Raw genomic sequence first — 22,886 nt, 5'->3', positions numbered from 1 at the left:
ATGGTGCGCCTATGGTTTTTCTCGGGGCCCGGCTATAATCGCCGGCCACTATTGCCGCCACCCGAGTCAAGCCCGCCCATGTATAACCTGGCCCGCCAGTTGTTGTTCAAACTTTCTCCGGAAGTCTCCCATGACTTGTCCCTGGATCTGATCGGCGCGGGCGGCCGCCTGGGGCTCAACGGCCTGTTGTGCAAAGCCCCGGCGTCGAGTCCGGTGACGGTCATGGGCCTGGACTTTCCCAACCCGGTGGGCCTGGCCGCGGGCCTGGACAAGAACGGCGCGGCCATCGACGGTTTCGCCCAGTTGGGTTTCGGCTTCGTCGAAATCGGTACGGTGACTCCACGGCCGCAGCCAGGCAACCCGAAACCGCGGATCTTCCGCCTGCCGCAGGCCGAGGCGATCATCAACCGCATGGGTTTCAACAATCTGGGCGTGGACAACCTGCTGTCGCGGGTCCGGGCCGCCCGCTACAGCGGTATCCTGGGTATCAATATCGGCAAGAATTTCGACACGCCGGTGGAGCGGGCCGTCGATGACTACCTGATCTGCCTGGACAAGGTCTACGCCCATGCCAGCTATGTGACGGTCAACGTCAGTTCACCGAACACCCCGGGGTTGCGCAGCCTGCAATTTGGCGACTCGCTCAAGCAACTGCTGGAGGCCCTGCGGGGGCGTCAGGCACAGTTGGCGCGGCAGCATGGCAAGCACGTGCCCCTGGCAATCAAGATCGCCCCGGACATGACCGACGAAGAGACGGTGTTGGTGGCCCAGGCGTTGCTGGAGTCGGGCATGGATGCGGTGATCGCCACCAATACCACCCTGAGTCGTGTCGGCGTCGAGGGCCTGGCCCATGGCGACGAGGCCGGTGGCCTGTCCGGTGCGCCAGTGCGCGAGAAAAGTACCCATACCGTCAAAGTGCTGGCCGCTGAGCTGGCCGGTCGTTTGCCGATCATTGCGGCTGGTGGTATCACCGAGGGCGAGCACGCGGCCGAGAAGATTGCCGCTGGGGCGAGCCTGGTGCAACTGTATTCGGGGTTTATCTACAAGGGGCCGGCGCTGATTCGCCAGTCGGTGGATGCCATCGCGGCGTTGCGCCGCTGAAATCCCGGGCATTAAAAAGGGCTCCCTCAAGGAGCCCCTGGGCCGAAGCCCGCCGCCCGGATGGGGCGTGCATGGTAAATCGGTTTTTGCTCAGATTGTCATGTCGGAATGTGCCCTGATCAGCCGACAGCGTGAAGTTCGTTGAGTCTGTGGATTCCCGCAGTGCCGGTCATACCGTCCCAGTTGTCGCCGCGTCCTTCTCGCCAGCCGTTGATCCAGGCTTGGCGTACCGACGGTAGAGTAAAGGGGCAAAGCTCACGGGATTTGCCATGAACGCCGTATTGATATCCGCGTAAAAAAGCTCTTTCCAACGGATCACGCTTAAGTCTTCTCATAGGGTGTTGCCCTCACTGGTTGACTGTTATATGTCCCGTCGACCTCTCGGCGAGGTCGGGCAGAATGCATCTGCCGTTGGTGCTCGCTGCCGGCGTGGCGAGCTCCGCTCTGGCACGAACGCCGCTTGGGCGGTTTCGCGCTGGAGCGGGGTGTTGGCGCCATTGCGACGTCAACCTGCTGTGAGTTCTAACCAATGCGCAGGGACGTGTGAATGATCGTTTTGTCATAAGGACGTAACGATAATGGTGTTAAGGCCATAAGATGTGATGGCCGTTGGCTCGAGTCGCTGGAGAAAACCCAGCTATGATCAGCCCTTAGATGAATGATGAGTTTCATTCTCTACTGCGAATACCGGCCTGTTGTGCTCAGGTATTATTCGACGAAGGGTCACGATGTGACTTTTTGTTACGAAGGTTTTTGTTAAAAAGGTTTTTATTACAAGAATTGAGCTGTTCAGGCATCAAGGTTCTTTCAGCCCAAGGGTTGAAGGATCTGCCTGGATGGACAGGCGCAATGGTGCGCCACACGAGCGCTCTTCAAGAAAAGCGCTTGATCGAAACCGAACGGGCGATGCGTTTGCCCGTTCCTTGAAGGCTTGAAGCCCTGGAATTCCCATGTCGGATCGTTACGAACTCTTCCTCACTTGCCCTAAAGGCCTTGAAGGCCTGCTCATTGAGGAAGCCGTCGGGCTTGGCCTTGAGGAAGCGCGCGAGCACACCTCGGCTATTCGTGGCATGGCCGATATGGAGACCGCCTATCGCCTGTGCCTCTGGTCGCGCCTGGCCAACCGCGTGCTGTTAGTCCTCAAGCGCTTCCCGATGAAGGACGCCGAGGACCTTTACCATGGCGTGCTGGATGTCGACTGGCAGGACCATATGGTCGCCGACGGGACCTTGGCCGTTGAGTTCAGCGGTCATGGTTCGGGCATCGACAACACCCATTTCGGTGCCTTGAAGGTCAAGGATGCGATTGTCGACAAGCTGCGCACCCCGACCGGCGAGCGTCCGTCCATCGACAAGATCAGCCCGGACCTGCGCATTCACCTGCGCCTGGATCGTGGCGAAGCGATCCTGTCCCTTGACCTGTCCGGCCACAGCCTGCACCAGCGCGGCTATCGTCTGCAGCAGGGCGCCGCGCCGCTGAAGGAAAACCTCGCGGCGGCGATCCTCATTCGTGCCGGCTGGCCGCGGATTGCCGCCGAAGGTGGGGCCCTGGCCGACCCGATGTGCGGTGTCGGGACCTTCCTGGTGGAGGCGGGGATGATCGCGGCGGACATGGCGCCCAACCTCAACCGCGTGCACTGGGGTTTCGACGCCTGGCTCGGGCACGTGCCGGCGCTGTGGAAAAAACTTCACGAAGAGGCCAGCGCCCGTGCCGAAGCCGGCCTGGCCAAGCCGCCATTGTGGATTCGCGGCTATGAAGCCGATCCGCGTCTGATCCAGCCCGCGCGCAACAATATCGAGCGAGCCGGCCTGAGCGAGTGGATCAAGGTCTACCAGGGCGAAGTGGCGACCTTCGAGCCGCGCCCGGACCAGAACCAGAAAGGCCTGGTGATCTGCAACCCACCCTACGGTGAACGCCTGGGCGATGAAGCCAGCCTGCTCTATCTCTACCAGAATCTCGGCGAGCGCCTGCGCCAGTCCTGCCTGAACTGGGAGGCGGCGGTGTTCACCGGCGCCCCGGACCTGGGCAAGCGCATGGGGATTCGCAGCCACAAGCAGTACTCGTTCTGGAACGGTGCCTTGCCGTGCAAGCTGTTGTTGATCAAGGTCGTGCCCGATCAGTTCGTCACCGGCGAACGGCGCACCCCGGAACAGCGGCAGATCGAACGCGAACAGGCCGAGGTCCTGGCTCAGGAAGTCGCCGACGCGCCGAAATTCAACAAGAACGGTAACCCGATCAAGCCGGCAGCGGCTCCCGCACCGGTGGTCGAGCAGGCACGCCTGAGCGAAGGTGGGCAGATGTTCGCCAACCGTTTGCAGAAAAACCTCAAGCAGTTGGGCAAGTGGGCCCGGCGCGAAGGGGTCGACTGCTATCGGGTGTATGACGCCGATATGCCGGAATACTCGCTGGCCATCGACCTGTACCACGACTGGGTGCACGTTCAGGAATACGCCGCGCCCAAGTCCATCGACCCGGAAAAGGCCCAGGCCCGTCTGTTCGATGCCCTGGCGGCGATTCCGCAGGCGTTGAACGTCGACAAGAGCCGCGTGATCATCAAGCGCCGCGAGCGCCAGAGCGGTACCAAGCAGTATGAACGCCAGAGTGCCCAGGGCAAGTTCACCGAAGTCAGCGAAGGCGGCGTGAAGTTGTTGGTCAACCTGACCGACTACCTCGACACCGGTCTGTTTCTCGACCACCGGCCGATGCGCCTGCGGATCCAGAAAGAGGCCGCCGGCAAACGCTTCCTCAACCTGTTCTGCTACACCGCGACCGCCAGTGTGCACGCGGCCAAGGGCGGTGCGCGCACCACCACCAGCGTCGACCTGTCGAAGACCTATCTGGATTGGGCGCGGCGCAACTTGTCGCTCAATGGCTTCTCCGACAAGAACCGGCTGGAGCAGGGTGATGTGATGGCCTGGCTGGAAAGCTGTCGCGATGAGTTCGACCTGATCTTCATCGACCCGCCGACCTTCTCCAACTCCAAGCGCATGGAGGGCGTGTTCGACGTCCAGCGTGACCATGTGCAGTTGCTGGATCTGGCCGTGGCCCGCCTGGCGCCGGGTGGCGTGCTGTATTTCTCCAACAACTTCCGCAAGTTCCAGTTGGATGAGCACTTGGCGACACGTTATGCGGTGGAGGAAATCAGCGCCCAGACCCTGGACCCGGATTTTGCCCGCAACAGCAAGATCCACCGTGCCTGGAAAATCAGCGCCCGCTGATCACAACGGATCCCGGCCCCTGATTTCAGGGGCCGGGGTTATTCTTCCGAGCCGGCCACGCTGGGCTGGCGATACAAGTCCAGCAGGACCTGATCGAGCACCGATGAAGCGCCCCAAGGCTTGGGGTCGTTGAGAATCGCCACCACCGCCCAGGTCGTACCGTTATCGTCGCGGCTGAAGCCGGCGATGGCGCGTACGGTGTTCAGGGTTCCGGTCTTGATATGCGCCTCGCCCCGCATGGCCGTCTGCTTCAGGCGTTTACGCATGGTGCCGTCGGTGCCGACGATCGGCAGCGAACTGATGAACTCCGCGGCATACGGGCTTTTCCAGGCCGATTGCAGCATGCTCGCCATTTCCCGCGCGCTGACTCGCTCGTCGCGGGACAGGCCGGAGCCGTTTTCCATCACCAGGTGCGGCGCGATGATGCCTTTTTTCGCCAGCCACTGGCGGACCACCCGTTGCGCCGCCTTGGCGTCATCGCCGTCGGCATCGTTGCGAAACTGCGCGCCCAGGCTCAAGAACAGTTGCTGGGCCATGGTGTTGTTACTGTATTTGTTGATGTCGCGGATGATTTCCGTCAGGTCTGGCGAGTAGGCCCGGGCCAGGAGCTTGGCGCTCTTGGGCACCACATCGGCGCGATCCTTGCCATGGATGCTGCCCCCCAGCTCCTGCCAGATGGCGCGCACGGCACCGGCGGCGTAGGTCGGGTGGTCGAGCAGCGACAGGTAGGTCTGCGAGCTGCAGCCCTCGGCCAACTGGCCGCTGACGGTGACCACGGTCGTGCCATCGTCCTGGGCCACCGGGTTGTAACGCACGTCGCCGGCGCACTGCTTGGTATTGAGCACTTTGATCTGGTTGTCGATGCGGATACTGGCAATCGGCGGTTCCACCGACACCAGCACCTTGCCCGAATCGTTGCGCGCGACGAAACGCAGGGCCTTGAGGTTGACCATCAGCGCATCGGGCTTGACCAGGAACGGTTTGTTCTCGTCGTTGCCATCGTCGTTGAATTCCGGCAGTTGCGGCTGGATGAAGAAGCTGCGGTCGAGGACCAGGTCGCCGGTGACCTGGGTGACGCCGTTGGCCCGCAGGTCACGCATCAGCAGCCAGAGCTTTTCCATGTTCAGCTTCGGGTCGCCGCCGCCCTTGAGATACAGGTTGCCTTGCAGGACGCCGTTGCTCAGGGTGCCATCGGTGTAGAACTCGGTTTTCCATTGGTGGTTGGGGCCGAGCATTTCCAGGGCGGCGTAGGTGGTGATCAGTTTCATGGTCGAGGCCGGGTTCACCGACACGTCGCCATTGACCACGGTGGGGGTGCCGGGGCCGTCGAGCGGCAGCATCACCAGGGACAGCGCATCGTTTTGCAGCTTGCTGGCGCTGAGGGCCTTCTGGACTTTGGGCGGGAGGGTATTGTTGACGGGGGCCGCGTAGGTGGGGAGGGCCAGGGGAAGAAGAAGGCCGGTGAGCAGCAGCGGACGTAAAGATTTGATCATATGAAGTAGAACCCTACCGTCGAGGGGGGAATACGAGGGCATGTCGACAAAAAGCCCTCAATGGTCGTGAAATTGACGGCATTATGCCCCAAGGTAAGGAGGCTTTGGCCTTGGGGCGACTGCCTATTCCTGATTTTTTTCCGTGGATCGACCAGGCGTCGCCACGGAACCGGGCAATTGCAGTCTTAAACTGATAAAGTGCCGCCCGTTATTACTTTTGAGGATTGTTTCATGGCGACTAACCGTTCCCAGCGTCTGCGCAAAAAGCTGTGCGTCGATGAATTTCAGGAGTTGGGTTTCGAGCTGAACCTGGATTTCAAAGAAGACCTGAGTGAAGAGGCTATCGACGCTTTCCTCGACGCATTCCTGAAAGAAGCGATGGAAGCCAACGGTTTGGGCTATGTCGGCGGCGACGACTACGGTCTGGTTTGCCTGCAGAAACGTGGCTCGGTCAGCGCTGAACAACGTGCCAACGTTGAAGCCTGGCTCAAGGCCCGCAGTGAACTGACTTCCGTTGAAGTCAGCCCGCTGATGGACGTCTGGTACCCGGAAAAGCCGATCAATCCGGTCGCCTGATTTCCTGCCAGCGGATAAAAAAACGGACAAGCCTGGCTTGTCCGTTTTTTTATGCCTGCGATTGCATCAATCGTAGATGGCTTTCTTCTTCCAGTCGGCGTCGGCCTCGACGTCCTTCAGGCCCTGGGTCAGTGCGTTGACATCTTCCTCGGTCGGCTTGATGTTGGTCAGCACCATGGAGTTGGCCCGGGCCAGCAGCTTCTCCATGAATATCAGCTGTTCGTTGTACACCGCCGGTTCCGGTTGCTTGCGCAGGTATTGCACGCCGCGTTCGAAGGCCAGGCGCGCCTGCCCCGGTTGTTCCTGTTGCAGGGCATGTTGACCGAGGTTGTTGAAGAACTCGATATGCAGCAACACCAGGATATGCCGCACTTCGCGGATCCACTGCTTGGCTTCGTTGGTGGGGAGGAAGCCGTCCTGGGCCGCCCGGGTGATCTGGTTGTGCAGGGCTTCGAGGAGGAAACGCACATCCTTGGCCTTGGCTTCGGTCTGGATCGGGCTTGGCGGGTTGTTGACCGGGATCGACTGCCCCTGACTGATCAGCCCCGTGAGCTCGGCCACACGGGTCTTGAGCTTGGCGTTGGTCTTTTCAATGTTCAACAGGCGCTGGGTCACGTTGAGTTCCAGGCGTGTCAGCAGCAGCTTGAGGGCCGGGCTCATCAGTTGGCCAGGGAAGGTCTCGGTGATTTCGCCGCAGCGGCGCAGGCGCTCATTGAGTTCGACCTTGAATCGGGCCTTCTCCAATTTGCTGTTTTCCGCCATATGATTGAGGAAGCCAATGGCGATCAAGAGAAAGATCCCGGCTGCGACCAGCAGGGTGATCATGAATGGTGTCACCGTTAAGACCTCTTCAAGGTGTAATGCTAACGAGTGTAGTGGCTTGGCGTTTTCGCCGATAGCATTGATCGACGCGCTGCACGGCGCCAGGGATAGAGCACATCGCCACTATTTCCCAAGGTCACTATAGCGTCTTGTTGGGCGCCAGAATATAGGCGCCAAGGGCCAGACGCGAGGAAGCCTGGGAAAGGCCCGGAAAGGGTGGCGAAGTCATTGATTTAAATAAATTTATCCTTGGGGGTTGACGACCCTTCGATCCATCCATAGAATGCGCGCCACTTGCAGCGTAAAGCACACAGCGAAGCGCGGCAGGGAGTGAATGTTGTAGTGTGTCCCCTTCGTCTAGTGGCCTAGGACACCGCCCTTTCACGGCGGTAACAGGGGTTCGAGTCCCCTAGGGGACGCCATTGCGGGAATAGCTCAGTTGGTAGAGCACGACCTTGCCAAGGTCGGGGTCGCGAGTTCGAGTCTCGTTTCCCGCTCCAATTTTAAACAGCACTGCTTCCGGGCAGGGCTGAGTGAAACCAGAACCGATATCTTCGGATACGGATTTGGACGCTGGAACACACACCATGTGTTTCAGTTAGCGTGTCCCCTTCGTCTAGTGGCCTAGGACACCGCCCTTTCACGGCGGTAACAGGGGTTCGAGTCCCCTAGGGGACGCCATTTGCGGGAATAGCTCAGTTGGTAGAGCACGACCTTGCCAAGGTCGGGGTCGCGAGTTCGAGTCTCGTTTCCCGCTCCATATTTAACAAAAACGCCGCTCAATCGAGCGGCGTTTTTGTTTGCGCGCGATTTGTCGTGCCTCTTATAGCGACATCATCAGGCGTCCGGCAAACAGAATCAGCACTACGCCCATGCTGCGTTCGAACCAGTGGCCCATCTTCAGAAACGCCTGGCGTACCCGTTCGCTGGAAAACAGCAGGCTGACCAGGATGAACCACAGTGCATTCACGCCACACATCCACAGGCCATACAGCGCCTGGATTTTCAGTGGAGTCGAGGCGCTGACCACGGTGGTGAAGATCGCCAGGAAGAACAACGTGGCCTTGGGGTTGGTGGCGTTGGTCAGAAAACCCATCATGAATGCCTTGGCAATGCTCTGCCGCGGGAGGCCGGCGGCGGCTTGGCCGAAATCCGCGCGCGCCGTTTGTGCTTTGCTGCGCAGCAGGTTGATGCCCAGGTACAGGATATAGCCGCCACCGATCAGCTTGGCGACGTTCAACAGCCAGGGCGCGCTGTGCATCAGCGCGCCGACCCCGAGCAGCGTGTAGAGCACGTGTACCGAGATCCCGGCGCCGATGCCGAGGGCGGTGATCACACCGATGAGCCGGCCGAAGCGCACGCTCTGGCGGATGCTCACGGCGAAATCCGGGCCGGGGGCGACCACGGCGAGAAAGTGAATGCTCGCCAGGGCGATAAATTCGTTCAGGTATTGGGAATTCATGCGGGTTCCAGGGATCAATGATCGGATTCAGGTTCGGATCGAGTGGGTGTTGCCAGTATAAAAAGGCTGTTAGCCTGTGATAATCCGATCAAATCTCAATGGACCTGTGCGTCATGAGCATAAATCCGCCCCTGGCGTTGCTGGGCGAAATGGCGATTTTCGTCAAGGTGGTCGAGTCCGGCAGCTTCTCGGAAGCCGCGCGCCAGCTCGGCTCATCGCCGTCAGCGGTGAGTCGGTCGATTTCCCGCTTGGAAAAGGCCCTGGCGACCCGGCTGCTGCAGCGCACCACGCGCAAATTACGCTTGAGCGACAGTGGTGAAGAGACCTTCAAGCGTTGCCGGGAAATGGTCAGCGCGGCCCGTTCGGTGATGGAGATCAGCGGTCAGTACACTCATGAGGCCCAGGGGTTGGTGCGGGTCAGCGTGCCGAAGGCGGTGGGACGCTTTGTCGTGCATCCGCACATGCCGGAGTTTCTGCGGTGCTATCCGCGGGTGGATGTGCAGATGATTCTCGAAGACCGTCCAGTGGACCTGATCGAGGACAATGTCGACTTGATCCTGCGCATCACCGACCATCCGCCGGTCGGGCTGGTGGGGCGCCAGTTGATGCCGATCGAGCATCTGCTCTGCGCGACTCCGCAGTACCTGGCCGCGCATGGCACGCCGCGGCACCCCCATGATCTGCTGGAGCACAGTTGCATCTATCTGGGGGATACGCCCAATGACGCGCGCTGGAAGTTCCGGCAAGGCAGCAAGTCGGTGACCGTCGGTGTGCGCGGGCGCTATGCGGCCAATCACACGGGGGTGCGGCTGGATGCGGTGTTACAGCATATCGGCATCGGCAGCCTGCCGTATTTCACCGCGCGGCATGCCCTGGAACAGGGATTGATCGTCCAGGTGTTGCCAGCCTGGACCTTCCTGGCGTCCTATCACGGCGGCCTTTGGCTGCTGCATGCGCCGACCCCCTACCTGTCGCCGAAGCTGCGGGTGTTTATCGACTTCCTGGTGGCGTGCCTGGCCCGCGAGCCGACGTTGCGCAAGGGGCTGTAGACATGGAAGCCTGCATGCGGAACGAACTCTGTAGGCGCCAGCAAGCTGGCGCCTACAAGGGCGGCGTCGAGCCTGAAGCGCAAGTTTTGATCAGTGTTTGCTGTCCTGGGTCGAGAGCGCCAGCAACTGCTTTTCCTGGTTCCAGTCGAACGGTTCGTCGTTCTGTTCGGCTTCATAGCGGCGCTCTTCCAGCGCCTGGTACAGTTCCAGCTCCTCATCCGGCATGTAATGCAGACAGTCACCGCCAAAGAACCACAGCAGGTCGCGCGGCACCAGGTGAGCAATTTGTGGATAACGCTGAATGACCTGGCACAGCATGTCCTGGCCCAGGTACTGGCTTTCGACCGGCTCGACCGGTAGTTGCGCACGCAGCTCATCGAAACGCTCAAGGAACAGCGCGTGACTTTCTTCGGGTACCTGGTCGGCTTCGCCGACGGCAACCAGGATGCTGCGCAGGTGGTCGAGCAGGACCAGGTGATCGGCAACGACGTTGGACATGACAGGGGGCCTCAAGGGTAAAACGGGCGCGAGAGTATAAGGCTCTCGGCGCCCGTTGTCGTGTCAGGTTGCCCGAGCGGCGCCCGCTTCCTAGCGAACCTTGCCTTTGCCAAGGCTCAGTTCCGTCTTGCTGAAATCATCCACGTCGATGACCCTGCGCCGGGCCGCCTCGGCCTGGCGCAGGGTCTCGGCTTCGGCCGGTTGCAGTACGCCGGCTTCCAGGGCGGCATCGATGGCCGACTCCTCGGCACGTGGCTTGAGTTGGCCGCTCTTGAGCGCGGTGTGCAGCTTTTTCCGCAGCTCATGACTGGCACCCAACAGGTCGCGGGCCTGTTGCAGGGCGCCGACCGGATCGCTTGCCGAGAGCGGGCGATAGCAGCCTTCGAGCACGGCTTCCAGCGCCGGATCGCCCTTGGCCCGACCGAGCACGGCGGCCACTTCGGCATCCAGTGCGTCGGAAGGGCCGGTGTGCCGACGACCGAAGGGGAATACCACCACCCGCAGCAGGCAGCCGAGCACGCGGTTCGGGAAGTTTTTCAGTAACTCGTCCAGCGCTCGTTCCGAATGTCCGAGACTTTCCTCCATGGCCCAACTGAGCAGCGGCTCCAAATACGTCGGGGAGTCCAGATCGTGGTAACGCTTGAGCGCCGCCGACGCCAGGTACAGATGGCTGAGCACATCGCCCAGGCGCGCCGACAGCCGCTCGCGACGCTTCAGTTCGCCGCCCAGCAGCATCATGCACAGGTCCGCCAGCAGGGCGAACGCCGCCGCCTGGCGGTTCAGCGCGCGGAAATAGCCCTGGCTCAGGCGATTGCCCGGCGCGGCTTCGAAATGCCCGAGCCCGAGGTTCAGGACCAGGGTGCTGGCGGCATTGCCGATGGCAAAGCCGATATGTTCGAGCAGCAGCTTGTCGAACTCCAGCAGCGCCTGATCGTGATCCTCGCGTGCGGCCAAAGCCATTTCCTTGAGGACGAAAGGGTGGCAGCGAATCGCGCCCTGGCCGAAGATCATCAGGTTGCGCGAGAGGATGTTCGCGCCTTCCACGGTGATGAAGATCGGCGCGCCTTGCCAACTGCGCCCCAGGTAGTTGTTCGGGCCCATGATGATGCCCTTGCCACCATGGACGTCCATGGCGTGCGCGATGCACTCGCGACCGCGTTCGGTCAGGTGGTACTTGAGAATCGCCGAGAGGACCGAAGGTTTTTCGCCCAGGTCCACGGCATTGGCCGTGAGCATCCGCGCACTGTCCATCAGCCAGGCGTTGCCGCCGATACGGGCGAGGGCTTCCTGGACGCCCTCGAAGGCGGCCAGTGGTACGTTGAACTGTTCGCGAACCTGGCTGTACTGGCCGGTCACCAGGCTGGTGAACTTGGCCGCGCCGGTGCCGACCGCCGGCAGCGAGATCGAACGGCCCACCGACAGGCAGTTCATCAGCATCATCCAGCCCTTGCCGAGCATGTCCTGGCCGCCGATCAGGAACGACAGCGGGATGAACACGTCCTTGCCCGAGTTCGGGCCGTTCATGAAGGCCGCGCCGAGGGGCAGGTGACGCCGACCGATCTCGACCCCCGGGGTGTCGGTGGGAATCAGCGCGAGGCTGATGCCCAGGTCTTCCTCGTCGCCCAGCAGGTGCTCCGGGTCATGGGCCTTGAAGGCCAGCCCGAGCAAGGTCGCCACCGGGCCCAGGGTGATGTAGCGTTTTTCCCAGTTCAGGCGCAGGCCAAGGACTTCCTCGCCTTGCCATTGACCCTTGCAGATGACCCCGGTGTCCGGCATGGAGCCGGCATCGGAGCCGGCCAGTGGACCGGTCAGGGCAAAGCACGGAATATCGTCGCCCCGGGCCAGGCGTGGCAGGTAGTGATTGCGTTGCTCATCGGTACCGTAATGCAGCAGCAGTTCCGCGGGCCCCAGGGAGTTGGGCACCATCACCGTGGAGGCGAGGTCGCCGCTGCGGGTGGCCAGTTTCATCGCCACCTGGGAGTGGGCATAGGCGGAAAAGCCCTTGCCGCCGAATTCCTTGGGAATGATCAGGGCAAAGAAACCGTGCTGCTTGATGTGTGCCCAGGCCTCGGGCGGCAGATCCATGGCCTGGCCGATCCGCCAGTCGCTGACCATGGCGCAGAGTTCTTCGGTCGGCCCATCGATGAACGCCTGTTCCTCCTCGCTCAGTTGGGCCTTGGGATAGGCCAGCAGCTTGCTCCAGTCCGGACGCCCGCTGAACAGCTCGCCATCCCACCAGACGGTGCCGGCATCGATGGCGTCGCGCTCGGTCTCGGACATCGGCGGCAGCGCTTTGCGGAACCAGGCGAACAGCGGGGCGCTGAACAGCTTGCGCCGCAGATCGGCTAGCAGCAGGGTGGCGGTGGCGGCCGCCAACAGCAGCCACAGCACCAGCATCGGTTTACCCGGCGCGTGGCCCAGGGTGCGCATCGCGATGAGGTAGACGGCCACGATGCCGAGTACGGGAAGCGCGGCGACGCGGCGATGCGCGAGCCAGGCGATACCGATCACCAGTAGCAGTATCCACAACAACAGCATATTCAATCCTCCGTGAAACCCCAGACAAAGTTCTACCAGAGCTTAGTCGCTATCCGCTCCGGTACCTTGCGCGGGCGCAAGGATTTGAGTCGGTTCGGTTCGGGCGTAGACTGCTTCGACATTTATCCATGGAGAGGCTGCCATGCTGAAAATCTGGGGTAGGAAGAATTCGACGAACGTCAGAAAAGCCTTATGGTGTGCCGAGGAGCTTGGCCTGCCTTACGAGTCCGTGAATGCCGGGGGAGCGTTTGGCGTAGTCGATACTCCTGAGTTTCGTGCGAAAAACCCTAACAAACGGGTGCCGATGATCGAGGACGGCGATTTCATCCTCTGGGAGTCGAACGCCATCGTGCGTTACCTGACCGCCAAGCATGCGCCCGGCTCCAACTGGTATCCCAGCGATCCGCAGGTGCGGGCCAACGCCGACAAGTGGATGGACTGGACCACGTCGTCCTTGGCGATACCGTTTCGCGATGTTTTCTGGGGCGTGTTGCGCACGCCCGCCGAGCAACGGGATTGGGCGCTGATCAACGCTTCGCGGAATACTTGTGTCGAGCTGTTGCTGATGGTCGATGCGGCGCTGGCGGAAAAACCCTACCTGTCGGGTGACGAGATCGGCATGGGCGATATTCCCCTGGGCAGCTTCATCTATGCCTGGTTCGAAATGCCCATCGAACGTCCGCCGATGCCCCATTTGAGTGCCTGGTACGAGCGCCTGAAACAGCGGCCGGCCTACCAGCGTGCGGTGATGACCGCGTTGACTTAATAGCCACTATTAACGCTGGTTGCTGTACTTGTGCGGCGAGCCCAAGCAACATGAACCCGGTTCGCCGCCGTTGTGTTCAAAACGGCGTGCCCTTATTTAGCTCTTTCCTCCCTTCTTGGTGCATGAATCCGATATGAGTTCCGCTCTGTCCATCCGGCAGCTAACCAAAACCTACGGCAACGGTTTCCAGGCCCTGAGTGGTATCGATCTGGATGTCGCCGAAGGTGATTTCTTCGCCTTGCTCGGCCCCAACGGTGCCGGCAAATCCACCACCATCGGCATTCTCTCGACCCTGGTGAACAAGACCAGCGGCACGGTGCAGGTCTTCGGCCACGATCTGGATCGCGAGCCCGCCGCGCTCAAGCGCTGCATTGGCGTGGTGCCGCAGGAGTTCAACTTCAACCAGTTCGAGAAGACCTTCGATATCGTCGTGACCCAGGCCGGCTACTACGGCATTCCGGCGAAAATCGCCAAGGAACGCGCCGAGCAGTACCTGACCCAGCTGGGCCTGTGGGACAAGCGCGACGTGCCATCGCGGTCGTTGTCCGGCGGCATGAAGCGGCGTCTGATGATTGCCCGGGCGCTGGTGCATGAGCCACGCCTGCTGATCCTCGACGAGCCGACCGCGGGGGTCGATATCGAACTGCGTCGTTCGATGTGGACCTTTCTCACCGAACTGAACCAGAAAGGCATCACGATCATCCTCACCACCCACTACCTGGAGGAGGCTGAGCAGTTGTGCCGCAATATCGGCATCATCGATCACGGCACCATCGTCGAGAACACCAGCATGCGCCAGTTGCTCAGCCAACTGCATGTGGAGACCTTCCTTCTGGACCTGAAGAACGATCTGTACCAGGCACCGCAGTTGATCGGCTATCCGAGCAAGCTGCTGGATAGCCGCACGCTGGAAGTGCAGGTCGACAAGGCGGTGGGGATCACGGCGCTGTTCGCGCAACTGGCCACGCAGCAGATCGAAGTCCAGAGTCTGCGCAACAAAACCAATCGCCTGGAGGAACTGTTCGTGTCCCTGGTGGAAAAAAACCTGTCGAAGGTGGCGGTATGAGTTCGGAACTGCAACCCAACCTGGTCGCCCTCAATACCATCGTCTACCGCGAGGTCCGGCGGTTTACCCGGATCTGGCCGCAGACCTTGCTGCCGCCGGCCATCACCATGGTCCTGTACTTCGTGATCTTCGGTAACCTGATCGGCCGGCAGATCGGCGGCATGGGCGGTTTCACCTACATGGAGTACATCGTTCCGGGCCTGATCATGATGTCGGTGATCACCAACTCCTATGGCAACGTGGTGTCGAGTTTCTTCGGCAGCAAGTTCCAGCGTTCCATCGAAGAGCTGATGGTGTCGCCGGTCTCGCCGCATACCATCCTGATCGGCTACACCCTGGGCGGCGTCCTGCGCGGGTTGATGGTGGGGATCATCGTGACCCTGCTCTCGCTGTTCTTCACCCACTTGCAGGTCCATCACCTGGGCGTGACCCTGCTGGTGGTGATACTGACGGCGACGATCTTCTCGCTGCTGGGGTTCATCAACGCGGTATTTGCACGCAACTTCGATGATATCTCGATTATCCCGACCTTTGTGCTGACTCCGCTGACCTACCTCGGTGGGGTGTTCTATTCGATTACCCTGCTGCCACCGTTCTGGCAGACCGTATCGCTGGCCAACCCGGTGCTGCACATGGTCAACGCCTTCCGCTACGGCATTCTCGGGGTGTCGGACATCCGTATCAGCGTGGCCATCACCTTCATGATCGTTGCCACGGTGGTGCTGTACATCGGTTGCGCGCGGCTGCTGGTCAGCGGTCGCGGTATGCGCCAGTAAGCGCTTTCATGGACGACGGCGCTGTTCCTGGCGCCGTTTCCACTGCCGGGTCACCCACCAGCGCCAGTAGCTCATGGTCAGGTAATAGCCCAAGGCGCCCAGCGCCACTCCCAATACCAGCGAACCCAGCAACAGCGGTTGCCAGAGCGTCGACAGCTGTCCGCTGATCCATTCCCAGCTCAGTTCGTCCGGCAGGCTGCGGGGTGGCACGTGCAGCAACCAGGCCCCGAGCTGGTAGGCACTATAGAAAATCGGCGGAATTGTCAGCGGGTTGGTCAGCCACACCAGGCTGACGGCAATCGGCAGATTGCCGCGCACGAGAATCGCCAGGAATGCCGCCAGCAGCATTTGCAGGGGCATTGGCATCAAGGCCGCGAACAAGCCCACCGCCATGGTCCGCGCCACTGAGTGCCGATTGAGGTGCCAGAGGTTCGGATCGTGGAGCAGGGGACCGAAAAAGCGTAAGTGTTTGTGTTCCCTGATGCGGGTCGGGTCCGGCATGTAGCGTTTGAATAAGCGACGCGGCATAAGGCTTCTCGGGCAGTTCAGGCGGGCAGTATGCCCGGATTCTACGGGCAGCCGATTCAGACTTTGTGACAATAAATAAAGCACCGTCCGCGGGCCCCGGCTATTCCAAGAGCTGAACGGGCTCAAGGAGGGCTTTATGCGTACAGGGATGTTGGCGCTGGCGGCGGGGCTTGTGACCTTGCGTTTCTTGCCGCAGCTGCCACCCGGCTGGTTGCTGGTGCTGCTGCCGGTGATCGGGCTGATGTTGTTGCCGTTCCGCACTTATCCGCTGGCCTTGTTTCTGTTCGGCTTCAGTTGGGCCTGTTTCCAGGCGCAACGGGCGCTGGACGATCGGCTGGCGCCGTGGCTGGACGGTCAGACGCTGTGGGTGGAAGGTCGGGTGGCCGGGTTGCCACAACGTGACGAACGGGTGCTGCGCTTCGAGCTGGAGGGCGCGACCTCGCGCCGCGCACGGCTGCCGGCACGTCTGCGCTTGTCCTGGTTCGGCGGGCCGGATCTGCGCAGCGGCGAGCGCTGGCGCCTGGCGGTCAAGCTCAAGCGCGGCCAGGGCTTGCTCAATCCCGCTGGATTCGATTATGAAGCCTGGTTGCTGGCCCGAGGTATTGGCGCCACCGGCACGATCAAGGACGGGCAGTTGCTGGCGCCGGCCAGCGCTGCCTGGCGCGATGCGCTCAGGCGTCGCTTGCTGCAAGTCGATGCCCAAGGGCACTCGGCAACCCTGGTGGCGCTGGTCCTCGGTGATGGTTCGGGGCTGTCGGCGCAGACCTGGCGGGTGCTGCAGGACACCGGGACACTGCATCTGCTGGTGATCTCCGGCCAGCACATCGGCTTGTTCGCCGGGCTGGTCTATGCCCTGATCGTGGCGTTGGCGCGTTATGGCCTGTGGCCGGGCCGGTTGCCCTGGCTGCCCTGGGCCTGTGGCCTGGCGTTTGCGGCGGCGCTGGGTTACGCGCTGCTGGCCGGTTTTGGCGTACCGGTGCGCAGGGCCTGTGTGATGCTCGCCATGGTGCTGCTGTGGCGCCTGCGTTATCGCCACCTGGGGGCCATGTTGCCGTTGTTGGCGGCCCTGGACTTGGTGCTGCTATCCGACCCGCTGGCGAGTCTGCAAGCGGGGCTCTGGTTGTCCTTTGCCGCCGTGGCGGTGCTGATCTTCACGTTCAGCGCTCGCCTGGGCGCCTGGAGCCTCTGGCAGACCTGGAGCCGTGCGCAATGGGTGATCGCCTGCGGATTGTTTCCCGGGTTGCTGGTCCTGGGCCTGCCGATCAGTCTCAGTGCGCCGCTGGCCAACTGGGTCGCCGTTCCGCTGATCAGCCTGCTGGTATTGCCCTTGGCCTTGCTCGGCACACTACTGTTGCCGCTGCCCTGGCTGGGAGAGGCGCTGCTGTGGTTGGCCGGCGGCCTGCTGGGTTACTTGTTTCAAGGTCTCGAATGGCTGGCCGCGCAAGTGCCGGCCTGGGTACCGGCGGCCGTTCCTTTATGGGCTTGGGCATTGAGTGCCCTGGGTGTCCTGCTGTTGTTGCTGCCCGCCGGTATCCCCCTGCGCCCCTTGGGCTGGCCGCTGGCGCTGTTTGCACTGTTCGCGCCGTCAGCACAGGTGGCGCCGGGCGAGGCCGAGGTCTGGCAACTGGATGTCGGCCAGGGCCTGGCGATTCTCGTGCGTACCCATCGGCACAGTCTGTTGTACGACGCCGGACCGCGCTTTGGCGAGTTCGATCAGGGCGAGCGGGTGGTGCTGCCATCCTTGCGCAAGCTGGGCGTGCGGCGACTCGATACGCTGCTGCTCAGCCATGCCGACGCCGATCATGCCGGTGGGGCGCTGGCCGTGCGGCGCGGCTTGCCGGTGGGCGAGGTGCTCGGCGGCGATGTCGAGGGCTTGCCCACGGCGTTGCGGGCCCAACCCTGTGTCAGTGGCCGGCACTGGCAGTGGGATGGGGTGCGTTTTGCCCTGTGGCGCTGGCCCCAGGCCCGGGACAGCAATCAGTCCTCTTGCGTCCTGCGGATCGAGGCCAATGGCGAGCGTCTGCTGCTGACCGGCGATATCGATGTCGAGGCCGAGCAGGCCTTCCTCGATAGCCCGCTGGCGATGGCCAGCGACTGGCTGCAGTCGCCCCATCACGGTAGCCGCAGCTCGTCGTCGCGGGTCTTCCTGCAACGTCTGGCTCCCCGTGGCGTGCTGATTTCCCGTGGGCGCGGCAATGCCTTCGGGCATCCGCACCCGCAGGTCATTGCACGTTACAAAGCCTTGGACATGGCGATCTTCGACAGCGCGGAACAGGGCGCGCTGCGCCTGCTGCTGGGACGTTTCGACGAACCGCGGGCCCTGCAAGCCGAGCGGCGTTTCTGGCGGCAATAGCTTGGGATTTTTCAATAACCCAGGGTTATTAAAGTGCTGCGGGTTGCGACATCACGATCTTCGACCCGCGCAACCCCTATGTTAGAGTGGCGCACTTTTTCGAGGGGACTGTCACTGTGTGGGAATTGGTCAAGTCCGGCGGCTGGATGATGCTGCCGATCATTTTGAGTTCCATCGCCGCAACGGGCATCGTCGCCGAGCGCCTGTGGACGCTGCGGACCAGCCGCGTGACCCCGGAACATCTGCTCGGGCAGGTCTGGCTCTGGATCAGGGACAAGCAACTGGACAAGGAAAAACTCAAGCAGCTGCGCGCCGATTCCCCCCTGGGCGAGATCCTCGCCGCGGGCCTGGCGAACTCCAAGCATGGTCGCGAGATCATGAAGGAGTGTATTCAGGAAGCCGCCGCCCGGGTCATCCACGAACTGGAGCGCTACCTCAGCGCCCTCGGCACCATCGCCGCCATGTCGCCCTTGCTCGGGCTGCTGGGCACGGTGCTGGGCATGATCGACATCTTCAGTTCGTTCATGAGCACGGGCATGACCACCAATGCCACGGTGCTCGCCGGCGGGATCTCCAAGGCGCTGGTCACTACGGCTTCGGGTCTGATGGTCGGGATTCCGGCGGTGTTCTTCCATCGTTTCCTGTTGCGTCGGGTCGATGAGCTGGTGGTGGGCATGGAGCAGGAAGCGATCAAGCTGGTCGAGGTGGTGCAGGGCGATCGCGACGTCGACATGCCAGAGGGTAAAGCGTGAAATTCCGCCGCAAGCCCCTGGAGCCCGTGGATATCAACGTGACGTCGTTGATCGACGTGGTGTTCGTCCTGCTGCTGTTTTTCGTCACCACCACCACCTTTACCCGCCAGACCGAGTTGCGGGTCGACCTGCCGCAGGCGGTCAGCGGTTCGCCGGCCGAAGACCATATTCCCAAGCAGTTGGATATCGCCATCAGCGCCGATGGCGTCTACACGGTGAACAATCAGCGCCTGCCGAGCAATGACCTGGCCAGCCTGATGGAAGCGGTGCAGAAAGAGTCCGGCGGCGATACCAGCCTGCCGCTGTCGATCAGCGCCGATGGCAAGACCCAGCACCAGGCCGTGATCACCGCGATGGATGCCGCCGGCAAGCTGGGCTTCAGCCATCTGCGCATGACCACTGTCGAAGCGGCGCCGGCACCCTGATGAGTTTTTCCGAGCGTCTGCTCGCCGCCTGGTACGACGGTCATCCGGCGCTGACCCTGCTGCGTCCGCTGGAGTGGCTGTATCGCCGGGTGGTCGACGGCAAGCGCGCGCGCTTCGTCGCGGGCCAGGGGCCGATCTACCAGCCGCCGGTGCCATTGATCGTGGTGGGCAATATCACCGTCGGCGGCACCGGCAAGACCCCCATGATTCTCTGGCTGATCGAGCATTGCCGGCGACGCGGCCTGCGGGTCGGCGTGGTCAGTCGCGGCTACGGCGCCAAGCCGCCGCAATTGCCCTGGCGGGTGCAGCCCGACCAGGCGGCGGCGCTGGCCGGTGACGAGCCGTTGTTGATCGTCCGGCGCAGCGGTGTACCACTGATGATCGATCCGGACCGCAGTCGCGCGGTCCAGGCCTTGCTGGCAACGGAAAAACTCGACCTGATCCTCTCCGACGATGGCCTGCAGCACTACCGCCTGGCCCGGGATCTGGAACTGGTGCTGATCGACGCTGCCCGCGGCCTGGGCAATGGCCGCTGTTTGCCCGCCGGGCCTCTGCGCGAACCGGTCGAACGCCTGCAAAGCGTCGATGGCGTGCTCTACAACGGCGCCCACGAGGACCGTGACAACGGCTTTGCCTTTCGCCTGCGGCCGACGGCCCTGGTCAACCTGCTGAGCGGCGAACGCCAGCCGGTCGATCACTTTCCACCCGGGCAGGTGCTACACGCGGTCGCCGGCATCGGTAACCCGCAACGTTTCTTCGACACCCTTGAAACGCTACACTGGCAGCCTGTGCCCCATGCCTTTGCCGACCATGCCGAGTACAGCGCCGGGGCCTTGAGTTTCGAACCGGTGCTGCCGCTGGTGATGACCGAAAAGGATGCGGTGAAATGCCGGGCCTTCGCGGCGCCGGACTGGTGGTACCTGGCGGTGGATGCGTCGCCGTCCGAGGCCTTCGTGGCCTGGTTCGACACCCAGCTGCTGCGTCTGTTGCCCGACCGTCTCTTGCCCTAAACCCGTTTTTATCCAGGGAACCTTCATGGACACCAAACTGCTCGACATCCTCGCCTGCCCGATCTGCAAGGGGCCCCTCAAACTCAGCGCCGACAAGACCGAGCTGATCAGCAAGGGCGCCGGCCTGGCCTATCCGATCCGCGATGGCATCCCGGTGATGCTGGAAAGCGAAGCCCGTACCCTGAGCACCGATGAGCGCCTGGACAAATGACCACCCCGTTCGTCGTCGTCATTCCGGCGCGCTTTTCCTCCACCCGCCTGCCGGCCAAGCCGCTGCAATTGATTGCCGGCAAGCCGATGATCCAGCACACCTGGGAGCAGGCGTGCAAAAGTAGCGCCGAGCGGGTGCTGGTGGCCACCGACGATGCACGCATCGTCGAGGCCTGCCGGGCTTTTGGCGCCGAAGTGTTGCTGACCCGCGAGGATCATGAGTCCGGCACCGATCGCTTGGCCGAAGTTGCCACCTTGCTGGGCCTGACGGCGGATGCCATCGTTGTCAACGTCCAGGGCGACGAGCCGCTGATTCCGCCGCTGCTGATCGATCAGGTCGCGGCCAACCTCGCGGCCCATGGCGAAGCGCGCATGGCGACCCTGGCCGAGCCGATCCATGACCTGGAAACCCTGTTCAATCCGAATGTGGTCAAGGTGGTCAGCGATATCAACGGTCTGGCCCTGACCTTCAGCCGCGCGACCCTGCCCTGGGCTCGGGATGACTTTGCCATCAGTCGTGAGCAGATGCCGCAAGGCGTGCCGTTCCGCCGCCATATCGGCATCTACGCCTATCGTGCCGGCTTCCTGCATGACTTCGTCGGTTGGGGCCCGTGCTGGCTGGAAACCACCGAACGCCTGGAGCAATTGCGGGCGCTGTGGCACGGCGTGCGGATCCACGTCGCCGATGCCCTGGAGGCGCCACCTGGCGGCGTCGATACGGCTGAAGACCTCGATCGCGTTCGTCGTTTGCTGGAGGCCTGATGCGGGTTCTGTTTGTCTGCCTGGGCAATATCTGTCGTTCGCCCACGGCCGAAGGTGTGCTGCGGCACAAGTTGCGCGAGGCCGGATTGGCCGAGCGGATCGAAGTGGCCTCCGCCGGCACCGGCCCCTGGCATGTCGGCAAGCCGCCGGACAGCCGTAGCCAGCGGGCGGCGCGGATCCGGGGTTATGACCTGTCGGCCCAGCGCGCGCGGCAGGTCGGCGCGGCGGATTTCAACCGTTACGACCTGATCCTGGCCATGGATCAGAGCAACCTGCGTAACCTCAAGTTGCTGCAACCAGCCCGGGGCAAGGCTGAACTGGACCTGTTCCTGCGCCGTTATGACGGCGCGGTGGAGGAAGTGCCGGATCCGTATTACGACGAAGAACAGGGTTTCGAGCAGGTGCTGGACCTGATCGAACAGGCCAGTGATCGGCTGGTGATCGAACTCAAGGGGCGTCTATGACCCTGCAACTGCAAGCCGGGGTCTCCCTCAAACCCTATAACAGCTTCGGCGTCGATGTCCGCGCGCAGTGGTTCGCCGAGGCCCACAGCGATGCCGATGTCCGTGAGGCCCTGGCCTATGCGGCGCGCCAGCAACTGCCGTTGCTGGTGATCGGGGGCGGCAGCAACCTGCTGTTGACGGCGGAAATCCCGGCGCTGGTGTTGCGCATGGGCACCCGGGGCATACGGTTGGTGAGCGATGACGGTGTCAATGTCGTGATCGAAGCCGAGGCCGGCGAGCCCTGGCATCCTTTTGTGCTGTCGACCCTGGCCCAGGGCTGGAGCGGCCTGGAAAACCTCAGCCTGATTCCCGGCACCGTGGGCGCGGCGCCGATGCAAAACATCGGTGCCTACGGGGTCGAGATCAAGGACGTGTTCGCCGGACTGACCGCGCTGGATCGTGAGAGCGGCGAGCTGCGCGAGTTTTCCCTGGAAGAGTGCCGGTTCGGCTATCGCGACAGCCTGTTCAAGCACGCCGCCGGGCGTTGGCTGATCCTGCGGGTGCGCTTTGCCTTGAGTCGTGTCGAGCACCTGCACCTGGGTTATGGCCCGGTGGCCCAGCGCCTGACCGAGCAGGGCGTCAGCCAACCCAGCGCCCGCGATGTCAGCCGGGCCATTTGCAGTATTCGCAGTGAAAAGCTGCCCGATCCGGCGGTGCTGGGCAATGCCGGGAGTTTCTTCAAGAACCCGCTGGTGTCGGCTGCCCTGGCTGGTGAATTGAAGCTGGCTCATCCCGGCCTGGTGAGTTATCCACAGCCTGACGGGCAAGTGAAGCTGGCGGCGGGCTGGCTGATCGAGGCGGCGGGCTGGAAGGGCTTTCGCGACGGGGACGCAGGGGTGCATCGCTTGCAGTCGCTGGTGCTGGTCAACTACGGCGCGGCGAGCGGCGGGCAATTGCTGGCGTTGGCGCGGCGGATCCAGGCTGACATTTTGCAACGCTTTTGCGTTGAGCTGGAAATGGAGCCGAACCTCTACTGAA

Annotated in this window: 23 protein-coding genes and 4 tRNA genes; 20 read left to right on the top strand and 7 right to left on the bottom strand. The window is 62.4% G+C overall.

Annotated features, from left to right (window positions below):
- The first annotated feature begins 78 nt into the window (after window positions 1-78).
- Complete coding sequence (locus tag PFEN_RS00560; protein WP_191485104.1) at window positions 79-1,101, top strand: quinone-dependent dihydroorotate dehydrogenase; 1,023 nt, start codon at window positions 79-81, stop codon at window positions 1,099-1,101.
- A 119-nt stretch (window positions 1,102-1,220) separates the two neighbouring features.
- On the opposite strand, the gene rmf is transcribed toward PFEN_RS00560, so the two are convergent.
- Window positions 1,221-1,436 carry a ribosome modulation factor gene (rmf, locus tag PFEN_RS00555; protein WP_002553055.1) on the bottom strand — a complete coding sequence of 72 codons (216 nt, stop codon included), beginning with the start codon at window positions 1,434-1,436 and terminating at the stop codon, window positions 1,221-1,223.
- 319 nt (window positions 1,437-1,755) lie between these two features.
- Here rmf and PFEN_RS00550 point away from each other — a divergent pair, with 319 nt between their 5' ends.
- Entirely contained in the window at window positions 1,756-2,028 is a 273-nt protein-coding gene (locus PFEN_RS00550) for a hypothetical protein (RefSeq protein WP_191485103.1), read from the top strand.
- 23 nt (window positions 2,029-2,051) lie between these two features.
- Entirely contained in the window at window positions 2,052-4,319 is a 2,268-nt protein-coding gene (rlmKL, locus tag PFEN_RS00545) for a bifunctional 23S rRNA (guanine(2069)-N(7))-methyltransferase RlmK/23S rRNA (guanine(2445)-N(2))-methyltransferase RlmL (protein ID WP_191485102.1), read from the top strand.
- Between the two features lie 38 nt (window positions 4,320-4,357).
- On the opposite strand, the gene dacB is transcribed toward rlmKL, so the two are convergent.
- Window positions 4,358-5,812, bottom strand: a complete 1,455-nt coding sequence (dacB, locus tag PFEN_RS00540) for a D-alanyl-D-alanine carboxypeptidase/D-alanyl-D-alanine-endopeptidase (RefSeq protein ID WP_191485101.1) — start codon at window positions 5,810-5,812, stop codon at window positions 4,358-4,360.
- A gap of 231 nt (window positions 5,813-6,043) precedes the next feature.
- Here dacB and PFEN_RS00535 point away from each other — a divergent pair, with 231 nt between their 5' ends.
- Window positions 6,044-6,388, top strand: coding sequence for a YggL family protein (locus PFEN_RS00535; protein WP_191485100.1), 345 nt, complete (start codon window positions 6,044-6,046; stop codon window positions 6,386-6,388).
- A 66-nt stretch (window positions 6,389-6,454) separates the two neighbouring features.
- Here the strand turns inward: PFEN_RS00535 and PFEN_RS00530 are convergent, their stop codons facing one another.
- On the bottom strand, window positions 6,455-7,225 hold the full coding sequence (locus PFEN_RS00530; protein ID WP_191485099.1) for a hypothetical protein: 771 nt from the start codon (window positions 7,223-7,225) through the stop codon (window positions 6,455-6,457).
- Between the two features lie 331 nt (window positions 7,226-7,556).
- Between PFEN_RS00530 and PFEN_RS00525 the strand changes: the two genes are divergently transcribed.
- The 4 genes from PFEN_RS00525 to PFEN_RS00510 all read left to right on the top strand — a co-directional run bounded on the left by PFEN_RS00525 (window position 7,557) and on the right by PFEN_RS00510 (window position 7,970).
- Window positions 7,557-7,632 (top strand) — tRNA-Glu (locus tag PFEN_RS00525).
- A 2-nt stretch (window positions 7,633-7,634) separates the two neighbouring features.
- A tRNA-Gly gene (locus PFEN_RS00520) sits at window positions 7,635-7,710 on the top strand.
- 105 nt (window positions 7,711-7,815) lie between these two features.
- Window positions 7,816-7,891: transfer RNA gene (locus tag PFEN_RS00515), tRNA-Glu, on the top strand.
- Between the two features lie 3 nt (window positions 7,892-7,894).
- Window positions 7,895-7,970 (top strand) — tRNA-Gly (locus tag PFEN_RS00510).
- A 63-nt stretch (window positions 7,971-8,033) separates the two neighbouring features.
- Here PFEN_RS00510 and PFEN_RS00505 read toward each other — a convergent pair.
- Window positions 8,034-8,672: a LysE family translocator gene (locus PFEN_RS00505; RefSeq protein WP_191485098.1), complete on the bottom strand. Its 639-nt coding sequence runs from the start codon at window positions 8,670-8,672 to the stop codon at window positions 8,034-8,036.
- Between the two features lie 113 nt (window positions 8,673-8,785).
- Between PFEN_RS00505 and PFEN_RS00500 the strand changes: the two genes are divergently transcribed.
- A complete protein-coding gene (locus PFEN_RS00500) occupies window positions 8,786-9,721 on the top strand; it encodes a LysR family transcriptional regulator (RefSeq protein WP_191485097.1) in 936 nt (311 codons plus the stop codon).
- A gap of 90 nt (window positions 9,722-9,811) precedes the next feature.
- Here the strand turns inward: PFEN_RS00500 and PFEN_RS00495 are convergent, their stop codons facing one another.
- Both PFEN_RS00495 and PFEN_RS00490 read right to left on the bottom strand, forming a co-directional pair.
- Window positions 9,812-10,219, bottom strand: a complete 408-nt coding sequence (locus PFEN_RS00495) for a PA2817 family protein (protein ID WP_191485096.1) — start codon at window positions 10,217-10,219, stop codon at window positions 9,812-9,814.
- A 90-nt stretch (window positions 10,220-10,309) separates the two neighbouring features.
- Window positions 10,310-12,757, bottom strand: a complete 2,448-nt coding sequence (locus PFEN_RS00490; protein WP_191485095.1) for an acyl-CoA dehydrogenase — start codon at window positions 12,755-12,757, stop codon at window positions 10,310-10,312.
- A gap of 142 nt (window positions 12,758-12,899) precedes the next feature.
- Between PFEN_RS00490 and PFEN_RS00485 the strand changes: the two genes are divergently transcribed.
- From PFEN_RS00485 to PFEN_RS00475, 3 genes are all read left to right on the top strand, one after another.
- Complete coding sequence (locus PFEN_RS00485) at window positions 12,900-13,523, top strand: glutathione S-transferase family protein (protein ID WP_191485094.1); 624 nt, start codon at window positions 12,900-12,902, stop codon at window positions 13,521-13,523.
- 133 nt (window positions 13,524-13,656) lie between these two features.
- Window positions 13,657-14,589 (top strand): ABC transporter ATP-binding protein, encoded by a 933-nt coding sequence (locus tag PFEN_RS00480; protein WP_191485093.1) that lies wholly within the window; start codon window positions 13,657-13,659, stop codon window positions 14,587-14,589.
- Window positions 14,586-15,365 (top strand): ABC transporter permease, encoded by a 780-nt coding sequence (locus PFEN_RS00475; RefSeq protein ID WP_191485092.1) that lies wholly within the window; start codon window positions 14,586-14,588, stop codon window positions 15,363-15,365. Before PFEN_RS00480 ends, PFEN_RS00475 begins: the two co-directional genes overlap by 4 nt.
- A gap of 6 nt (window positions 15,366-15,371) precedes the next feature.
- On the opposite strand, the gene PFEN_RS00470 is transcribed toward PFEN_RS00475, so the two are convergent.
- Window positions 15,372-15,893, bottom strand: a complete 522-nt coding sequence (locus PFEN_RS00470; protein ID WP_191485091.1) for a DUF2062 domain-containing protein — start codon at window positions 15,891-15,893, stop codon at window positions 15,372-15,374.
- Window positions 15,894-16,029: 136 nt separating this feature from the next.
- On the opposite strand from PFEN_RS00470, the gene PFEN_RS00465 reads away from it, so the two are divergent.
- From PFEN_RS00465 to murB, 8 genes are all read left to right on the top strand, one after another.
- The gene (locus tag PFEN_RS00465) at window positions 16,030-18,246 is read left to right on the top strand and encodes a DNA internalization-related competence protein ComEC/Rec2 (RefSeq protein ID WP_191485090.1); all 2,217 of its coding nucleotides are present in this window, start codon (window positions 16,030-16,032) and stop codon (window positions 18,244-18,246) included.
- A gap of 116 nt (window positions 18,247-18,362) precedes the next feature.
- A complete protein-coding gene (locus tag PFEN_RS00460; protein WP_191485089.1) occupies window positions 18,363-18,998 on the top strand; it encodes a MotA/TolQ/ExbB proton channel family protein in 636 nt (211 codons plus the stop codon).
- The gene (locus tag PFEN_RS00455; RefSeq protein WP_191485088.1) at window positions 18,995-19,423 is read left to right on the top strand and encodes an ExbD/TolR family protein; all 429 of its coding nucleotides are present in this window, start codon (window positions 18,995-18,997) and stop codon (window positions 19,421-19,423) included. Before PFEN_RS00460 ends, PFEN_RS00455 begins: the two co-directional genes overlap by 4 nt.
- Window positions 19,423-20,433 carry a tetraacyldisaccharide 4'-kinase gene (lpxK, locus tag PFEN_RS00450; protein WP_191485087.1) on the top strand — a complete coding sequence of 337 codons (1,011 nt, stop codon included), beginning with the start codon at window positions 19,423-19,425 and terminating at the stop codon, window positions 20,431-20,433. The genes PFEN_RS00455 and lpxK overlap by 1 nt, the downstream gene beginning before the upstream one ends.
- 25 nt (window positions 20,434-20,458) lie before the next feature.
- Entirely contained in the window at window positions 20,459-20,644 is a 186-nt protein-coding gene (locus PFEN_RS00445) for a Trm112 family protein (RefSeq protein WP_007931663.1), read from the top strand.
- Entirely contained in the window at window positions 20,641-21,405 is a 765-nt protein-coding gene (gene kdsB / locus PFEN_RS00440) for a 3-deoxy-manno-octulosonate cytidylyltransferase (RefSeq protein ID WP_191485086.1), read from the top strand. Before PFEN_RS00445 ends, kdsB begins: the two co-directional genes overlap by 4 nt.
- The gene (locus tag PFEN_RS00435) at window positions 21,405-21,869 is read left to right on the top strand and encodes a low molecular weight protein-tyrosine-phosphatase (protein WP_191485085.1); all 465 of its coding nucleotides are present in this window, start codon (window positions 21,405-21,407) and stop codon (window positions 21,867-21,869) included. Before kdsB ends, PFEN_RS00435 begins: the two co-directional genes overlap by 1 nt.
- A complete protein-coding gene (murB, locus tag PFEN_RS00430) occupies window positions 21,866-22,885 on the top strand; it encodes a UDP-N-acetylmuramate dehydrogenase (RefSeq protein WP_191485084.1) in 1,020 nt (339 codons plus the stop codon). The genes PFEN_RS00435 and murB overlap by 4 nt, the downstream gene beginning before the upstream one ends.
- The last annotated feature ends 1 nt before the right edge of the window (window position 22,886 follow it).

This window comes from Pseudomonas sp. FEN, assembly GCF_904067045.1.
Lineage (GTDB): Bacteria > Pseudomonadota > Gammaproteobacteria > Pseudomonadales > Pseudomonadaceae > Aquipseudomonas.
Note: the sequence above shows the minus strand (reverse complement) of the source record. Positions and strands in the feature narration are given on the sequence as shown.